General features: G+C 69.2%; 7 protein-coding genes and 1 pseudogene. 7 read left to right on the forward strand and 1 reads right to left on the reverse strand.

Features of this window, described 5'->3' with window-relative positions:
• Positions 1 to 16 precede the first annotated feature (16 nt).
• The 5 genes and pseudogenes from STRIP9103_RS16450 (at position 17) to STRIP9103_RS16470 (ending at position 4,994) form a co-directional block, all read left to right on the forward strand.
• Positions 17 to 1,273, forward strand: coding sequence for a L,D-transpeptidase (locus tag STRIP9103_RS16450; protein ID WP_181800245.1), 1,257 nt, complete (start codon positions 17 to 19; stop codon positions 1,271 to 1,273).
• 105 nt (positions 1,274 to 1,378) lie between these two features.
• A pseudogene (locus tag STRIP9103_RS16455) lies at positions 1,379 to 2,145 on the forward strand (enoyl-CoA hydratase/isomerase family protein).
• A gap of 295 nt (positions 2,146 to 2,440) precedes the next feature.
• Positions 2,441 to 2,944, forward strand: a complete 504-nt coding sequence (locus STRIP9103_RS16460; protein WP_048820393.1) for an ATP-binding protein — start codon at positions 2,441 to 2,443, stop codon at positions 2,942 to 2,944.
• 108 nt (positions 2,945 to 3,052) lie between these two features.
• The gene (locus STRIP9103_RS16465; RefSeq protein ID WP_078613928.1) at positions 3,053 to 4,297 is read left to right on the forward strand and encodes a YncE family protein; all 1,245 of its coding nucleotides are present in this window, start codon (positions 3,053 to 3,055) and stop codon (positions 4,295 to 4,297) included.
• A gap of 97 nt (positions 4,298 to 4,394) precedes the next feature.
• A complete protein-coding gene (locus STRIP9103_RS16470; protein WP_048820394.1) occupies positions 4,395 to 4,994 on the forward strand; it encodes an ADP-ribosyltransferase in 600 nt (199 codons plus the stop codon).
• A gap of 22 nt (positions 4,995 to 5,016) precedes the next feature.
• Here the strand turns inward: STRIP9103_RS16470 and STRIP9103_RS16475 are convergent, their stop codons facing one another.
• Positions 5,017 to 5,655: a GNAT family N-acetyltransferase gene (locus tag STRIP9103_RS16475; protein WP_009313045.1), complete on the reverse strand. Its 639-nt coding sequence runs from the start codon at positions 5,653 to 5,655 to the stop codon at positions 5,017 to 5,019.
• A gap of 62 nt (positions 5,656 to 5,717) precedes the next feature.
• On the opposite strand from STRIP9103_RS16475, the gene STRIP9103_RS16480 reads away from it, so the two are divergent.
• Positions 5,718 to 6,665 (forward strand): helix-turn-helix domain-containing protein, encoded by a 948-nt coding sequence (locus STRIP9103_RS16480; protein ID WP_009313063.1) that lies wholly within the window; start codon positions 5,718 to 5,720, stop codon positions 6,663 to 6,665.
• Positions 6,666 to 6,736: 71 nt separating this feature from the next.
• Positions 6,737 to 6,913: EF-hand domain-containing protein (locus STRIP9103_RS46520; RefSeq protein WP_048820395.1), on the forward strand; the 177-nt coding region annotated here is incomplete at its 3' end.

Raw genomic sequence — 6,913 nt, forward strand, 5'->3', positions numbered from 1 at the left:
AGGGGAGAAAAGCAAGTTGAACGGGCGACCGATTTGGGGGGCGTCGGTTGGCGCGCGGACTCGGGGGAACAGGGGGGTCCTGGCGCTGTTGCTGGGTCTGATGCTGCTCGCCGTCACCGCGTGCAGCGGAGGCGGAGGTTCGAACTCCGGCTCCGCCGGCGACAAGGGGAAGGGCTCGGACAAGAGCGCCTCCGAGAAGGCGGCGGACAAGCCCTCGGAGGCGGTGGTCTCCATCGCCCCGAAGAACGGCGCCGACTCCGTGGCCACCAGCGGCGCCCTCAAGGTCAGCGCCGCCAAGGGCAAGCTGACCGAGGTCACCGTCGAGGACGGCAAGGGCGAGAAGATCGCCGGTGAGATATCGGGCGACGGCGCCACCTGGACGCCGTCCATCCACCTCAAGTCGGCCACCGAGTACAAGGTGCACGCGGTGGCGAAGGACTCGGAAGGACGTGAGGCCGCCGAGGAGTCGTCCTTCACCACCCTCACCCCGAAGAACACCTTCGTCGGTATCTTCACCCCCGAGGACGGCTCGACCGTCGGTGTCGGCATGCCGTTCTCGATCCGCTTCACCCGTGGCATCACGGCGCCCGAGGACGTCGAGAAGGCCATCACCGTCAAGACCGAGCCGGCCGTCGAGGTCGCCGGTCACTGGTTCGGCAACGACCGCCTCGACTTCCGTCCCGAGAAGTACTGGAAGCCCGGCACCAAGGTCACCGTCGACCTCAACCTCGACGGCGTCGAGGGCCGGGACGGCGTCTACGGCGAGCAGAACAAGAAGGTCTCCTTCACCATCGGCCGCAGCCAGGTCTCCACGGTCGACGTCAAGACCAAGAAGATGGTCGTCAAGCGCGACGGCAAGGTCATCAAGACCATCCCCGTCACCACCGGCAAGCCCGGCTACGACACCTGGAACGGCCAGATGGTCATCAGCGAGCGTCTCACGGTGACCCGGATGAACGGCGAGACGGTCGGCTACGGCGGCGAGTACGACATCAAGGACGTCCCGCACGCCATGCGCCTGACCACCTCCGGCACCTTCATCCACGGCAACTACTGGGGCGGCGACGCCTTCGGCAACTACAACGCCAGCCACGGCTGCATCGGCCTGCGCGACGTCCGCGGCGGCTGGAGCAAGGACGTCTCCGCGGCCTGGTTCTTCAACCGCTCGATGATCGGCGACGTGGTCATCGTGAAGAACTCCAACGACCGCGTCGTCGACCCGGACAACGGCCTGAACGGCTGGAACATGTCGTGGGACAAGTGGAAGGCGTGAGCGCCACCGCTTGAGTACAGCCGAGTCGTACGGCTTTTGACGACGGCCCCGGTGTGACGCACCGCACCGGGGCCGTAGTCGTTAGTGCCCGTTAACCTGGCCTGCATGACTGTGCATCTCGAAGTCGCCGCAGGTGTCGGGACCATCCGCCTCGACCGTCCGCCGATGAACGCGCTGGACATCGCCACCCAGGACCGCCTCAAGGAAGTGGCCGAGGAAGCCGCGCGCCGCGACGACGTGCGCGCGGTCGTCGTCTACGGCGGCGAGAAGGTCTTCGCGGCCGGCGCCGACATCAAGGAGATGCAGGCCATGGACCACGCGGCCATGGTCGCGCGGTCCCGGGCCCTGCAGGACTCCTTCACCGCGGTGGCCCGTATCCCCAAGCCGGTCGTCGCGGCCGTCACCGGCTATGCGCTGGGCGGCGGTTGCGAGCTCGCGCTCTGCGCGGACTACCGCATCGCCGCGGAGAACGCGAAGCTGGGCCAGCCGGAGATCCTGCTCGGTCTGATCCCGGGCGCGGGCGGCACCCAGCGGCTGGCCCGGCTCGTCGGCCCCTCCAAGGCCAAGGACCTGATCTTCACCGGCCGTATGGTCAAGGCCGACGAGCCCTCGCACTCGGCCTGGTGGACCGGGTCGTCCCGGCCGACGAGCTGTACGAGGCCGCGCACACATGGGCCGCGAAGCTGGCGCAGGGGCCGGCGATCGCGCTGCGGGCGGCCAAGGAATGCGTCGACGCGGGCCTTGAGACCGACCTGGAGACGGGGCTCGCGATCGAGCGGAACTGGTTCTCGGGGCTGTTCGCGACGGAGGACCGGGAGCGCGGGATGCGGAGCTTCGTGGAGGAGGGGCCGGGCAAGGCGAAGTTCGTCTGACCCTCCCGGAATTCCTCCCCCAAGTGCCCCTGACCCCCTTGCAGTTGACACGGTGTATTACCCGCGTCCTCCGAAGGGGCGGTTCGGCGGAGCCTTAAGACAACCTTAAGGAATTCCCGCCCGGGGGACATGGCGCTGACCGAAGTTCAGCTGGTTTGCGCAGGTCAGATGGGCTTCCATAAGGCATGGAATGCCTCTGACATATGCCATCCGAAACTCCCGGAATGGTTGATTCCGGGGGTTGTATTCCTGCGGAACGGCCCCGAACGGCGCTCCGGACGGCCATGATGGGGGCATGGCGGGGCTGGAGGGTATCGAACAGCCGCGGCGGCACGGGAGTGCGACCGCGGCGCGTTGGTCGCCTGGGGTCGAGGACGAACAGGCGATGAAGGCATTGGAGTTGTTCGGCAACCCCGCGGAGCGGGACGTCCCGCTGCCGTCCCGCCCCGAGTCCGCGGCCACCGCCCGGCGGCTCGCCCAGGTCGTCGTCCTCCGCCATTGGGGGCTGTCGCCCAAGCTGACCGAAGACACGGTGTTACTCGTCTCCGAGCTGGTCGGCAACGCCGTACGGCACACGGGGGCGAGGGTCTTCGGGCTGCGGATGAAGCGCCGGCGGGGCTGGATCCGGGTCGAGGTGCGTGACCCTTCGCGGGGGCTGCCCTGTCTGATGCCGGTACAGGAGATGGACATCAGCGGACGGGGGCTGTTCCTGGTGGACAAGCTGGCGGACCGGTGGGGCGCGGATCTGCTGCCGCGGGGGAAGACGACGTGGTTCGAGATGAGGGTCGCGGACCGGTAGGCCCGCGGTTTCGCGGCGCGGCCTGGGCGCCGTAGGGCGAAGTGCGCTCCAACGCGCCCCTCCGCCAATCGGGGCAATCGCCATGTTTCCTCGCGCGGCTCCCTATAAATGGTGCGCGTGACCACGCCCTTCACCCTCACCCCCCGCGCTCCCAAGCAGCGCCACCTCGTGCAGCGTGCGTTTCTCGCGGCTGTCGTTCTCGCCGCCGTGGCCGCGTGCGGCACCGACGGCAAGGAGCGGGAACAGCGGATCCGGCCCGATCGGACCGAGCGGGCCACCGTCGAGGCCGCCGAACGGAAGAAGAAAGAGCTTCCGGCGGTCCAGGGGCTGCGCGGGATGCCGCCCCTGCTCGATCCCCAGGACGTCTACGCCGCCGACCGGCCGGGCAGGCTCTCCCCGGTGGTCAAGGACTTCCCGTCCCGGGTGTACGTCCCGAACAGCGAGTCCGACACCGTCTCCGTCATCGACCCGAAGACGTACGAGATCGTCGAGACGATCCCGGTGGGCCGCCAGCCCCAGCACGTCGTGCCCTCCTGGGATCTGAAGACCCTGTGGGTCAACAACAACCGAGGCCACACCCTCACGCCCATCGACCCGAAGACGGGAAAGGCGGGCGAGCCGGTCGAGGTGCACGACCCGTACAACCTGTACTTCACCCCCAACGGCAAGCACGCCGTCGTCATGGCCTCCCTCGACCGGGAACTCGTCTTCCGCGATCCGCACACCATGAAGCCTGTCAAGACCGAGCCGGTCACCTGCTACGGCGTCAACCACGCCGACTTCTCGCTCGACGGCAGGTACTTCATCGTGTCGTGCGAGTTCAGCGGCGAACTGCTCAAGGTCGACACGGAGAAGATGAAGGTCGTCGGGCAGCGGAAACTCCCCTTCGACGGGGCCATGCCGCAGGACGTGAAGATCTCACCGGACGGCAAGCGGTTCTACATCGCCGACATGATGGCCGACGGGATGTGGGTCCTCGACGGCGACAAGTTCGACCAGCCGAAGCTCCTGCCCACGGGCAAGGGCTGCCACGGCCTGTACGTCAGCCGCGACTCACGCGAGATGTACGTCTCCAACCGGGGCGAGGGCACCATCTCCATCTTCGACTTCGAGAAGAACGAGCTCACCAAGAAGTGGCACCTCCCCGACGGCGGCAGCCCCGACATGGGCGGCGTCTCCGCCGACGGCAAGGTCCTGTGGCTCTCCGGCCGCTACGACTCCGAGGTGTACGCCATCGACACCCGCACCGGGAAGCAGCTCGCCCGCATCCCCGTCGGCAGCGGCCCGCACGGCCTGGCCGTGTACCCGCAGCCCGGCCGCTACTCGCTGGGCCACACCGGCGTCTTCCGCTGACGGTCCCTCACCACCGGCGGCAACAGGGCGGCCGGACACGCCGCCGTACGGGTGAGGGTCCACGGCCCGGTGTCGTACGACCGAGATCGTGCTCCCCATGATCACAACTCGTCTGCGGCACCGGGCCGCCGCCGTCGTCCTGTCCCTGTCCGCCGTCTTCGCGACCTCCGCCGCGACCGTACCGGCGCAGCCGCCCGCCAAGGCCGCGGCGCCCGCCTGTCCCCAGTTCGACGACCCCGTCAAGGCAGCCGCCGACCGCCGCGTCGACGTGGCCCGCATCACCCCCGAACCGGTGTGGCGCAAGACCTGCGGCACGCTCTACCGCGCCGACGGGCGCGGACCGGAGACCATCTTCAAGGAGGGATTCCTCCCGAAGGACGTCATCGACGGGCAGTACGACATCGAGAAGTACGTCCTGGTCAACCAGCCCTCCCCGTACGTCTCCATGACGTACGACCACGACCTGTACAAGACGTGGTGGAAGTCCGGCTACAACTACTACATCGACGCCCCCGGCGGCATCGACGTCAACAAGACCATCGGCGACACCCACAAGTGGGCCGACCAGGTCGAGGTCGCCTTCCCCGGCGGCGTCGACCGGAAGTACATCATCGGCGTCTGCCCGGTGAACAAGACGACCAAGGTCGAGATCATGAGCGGCTGCCAGAGCAACCCGCACTACGAGGCGTGGCACTGAGCAGCCGACTCAAGCGGACTCGTCACGGGGCGGTGAGCAGCGCCTCCGCCCCCACGGGCACATAACCGGCCGCCTGGAACGCCCGCATACTGCGGGCGTTCCCCGGCGCCACCTGCGCCCACAGCGGCTCCGTGACGAGATGCCGGGCCGCCGTCACCAGCAGCCGCCCCAGCCCCCGGTGCCGTACCCCGTCGTCCACCTCGACCGACACCTCCAGCCGTCCGGCGATCCCGCGCCCCATCACCAGCACCCCGCCGCCACCGTCCGCCGCCCACGCGCGTACGTCGTCGCGCCGGCCACGGGCGTAGCCGACGCGGGCGTGGTCGGGGCCCTCGATCTCCTCCAGCCGGACCGGCGGCCCACCCGGCAGCGGGGCGCCGACCAGCATCGCGTCGATGGTCTCCGACCTGCGCCCCGTCCGCTCCATGAACGCGGCGAGGAAACGCGGGTTCATGGTCGCGGCGAGCGCGTCGCAATCGAGGCCGCGCAGCGTCTCGTACACCCACGCCGGATCCTCGTCGGTGAAGACGACCGAGTGCGCGGTGAAGGCGAGGACACCCGCGTCGCGGTGGGAGGGCTGGGGAACGACCGTCGTACCGCCGTCGGCGGGCGGGAAGACGCCACGCGCCACCGCGTCGAGAATGTCCCGCAACGTCTCCATCCCCTGGCTCCTTCGCCGTGCGCCTTGAGTCTCCACCCACTGGAAGGCCCAGACTCGCAGACATGCTGCGCTTTCCGGGGGGCCACCCCCCAGACCCCCCGAAGAACGGCACCGGCCTTTTCACCATCGGGCAGCTCGCCCGTGCCTGCGGCCTGTCCGTCCGCACGATCCGCTACTGGTCCGACGAGGGCATCCTGCATCCGGTGACCCGCAGCACGGGCGGCTACCGGCTGTACGACGCGGAGGCCGTGGCCCGGCTGGAACTGATCCGCACCCTGCGGGAGCTGGGGCTCGGCCTGGACCAGGTACGCAAGGTGCTGGCGGGTGAGGAGACGGTCGCGGAGGTGGCGGCCACCCATGTGGCGGCGCTGGACGCGCAGATCCGGGCGCTGAGGGTGACCCGGGCGGTGCTGTCGACCGTGGCGCGACGCGGTTCGACCGCGGAGGAGATGACACTCATGAACAAATTGGCGCGACTGTCCGCCGCCGAGCGCGGGCGGATCATCGACGACTTCATGGAGGAGACCTTCGGGGGCCTCGACACCGCCGACCCCGACATCCGCACCCGGCTGCGGTTCAGCCCGGCCGATCTGCCGGAGGACCCCACGCCGGAGCAGGTGGACGCGTGGGTGGAGCTGGCCGAGCTGATCCAGGACCCCGGGTTCCGGGCGCGGATGCGGCAGGCGGTCGAGTTCAACGCGGCCGACCGGGGGCCGGACGTCCCCGCCGGTATGTCCCTGTGGTTCATGAGCCGCCTGGTGCAGCTCGCGGGCAAGGCGCTGCAGGAGGGCGTCGACCCGGCCTCGCCCGCCGCCGAGGAGGTACTGACCGGGCTGCTCGGCGATGCCGACCGGGCCGCCGTACTGGAACGCATGGAGTCGGCGACCCACGCCCAGCTGGCCCGGTTCCGGGAGTTGGCCGTGCGGGTCCGGGGCCTGGAGGCGCCGGCCGCGCACGCCGAGGAGTTCGCCTGGGTGGTCGCCGCGCTCCGCGCTCAGCAGGGCGGTTAATCTGACCTCGTCAACAACAGCGCCGGCAGGACGACCTGTGGTACGGCGAGGCAGCAAGAAGGGGCGGATCGGTGGCGGACATCGAGGAAGCACGCAAGCAGTTCGAGCGGATCGATGCGGACGGTGACGGGTTCATCACCGCAGCCGAGTTCAAGACCGCCCTGGCCCAGGAAGGCGACTGGAACGTCACCGAGGCGGTCGCCGAGGCCATCATCAAGAGCCGCGACCTCAACGGCGACAAGCTCCTG

It is taken from the genome of Streptomyces ipomoeae 91-03, from assembly GCF_000317595.1.
Taxonomy (GTDB): Bacteria; Actinomycetota; Actinomycetes; order Streptomycetales; family Streptomycetaceae; genus Streptomyces; species Streptomyces ipomoeae.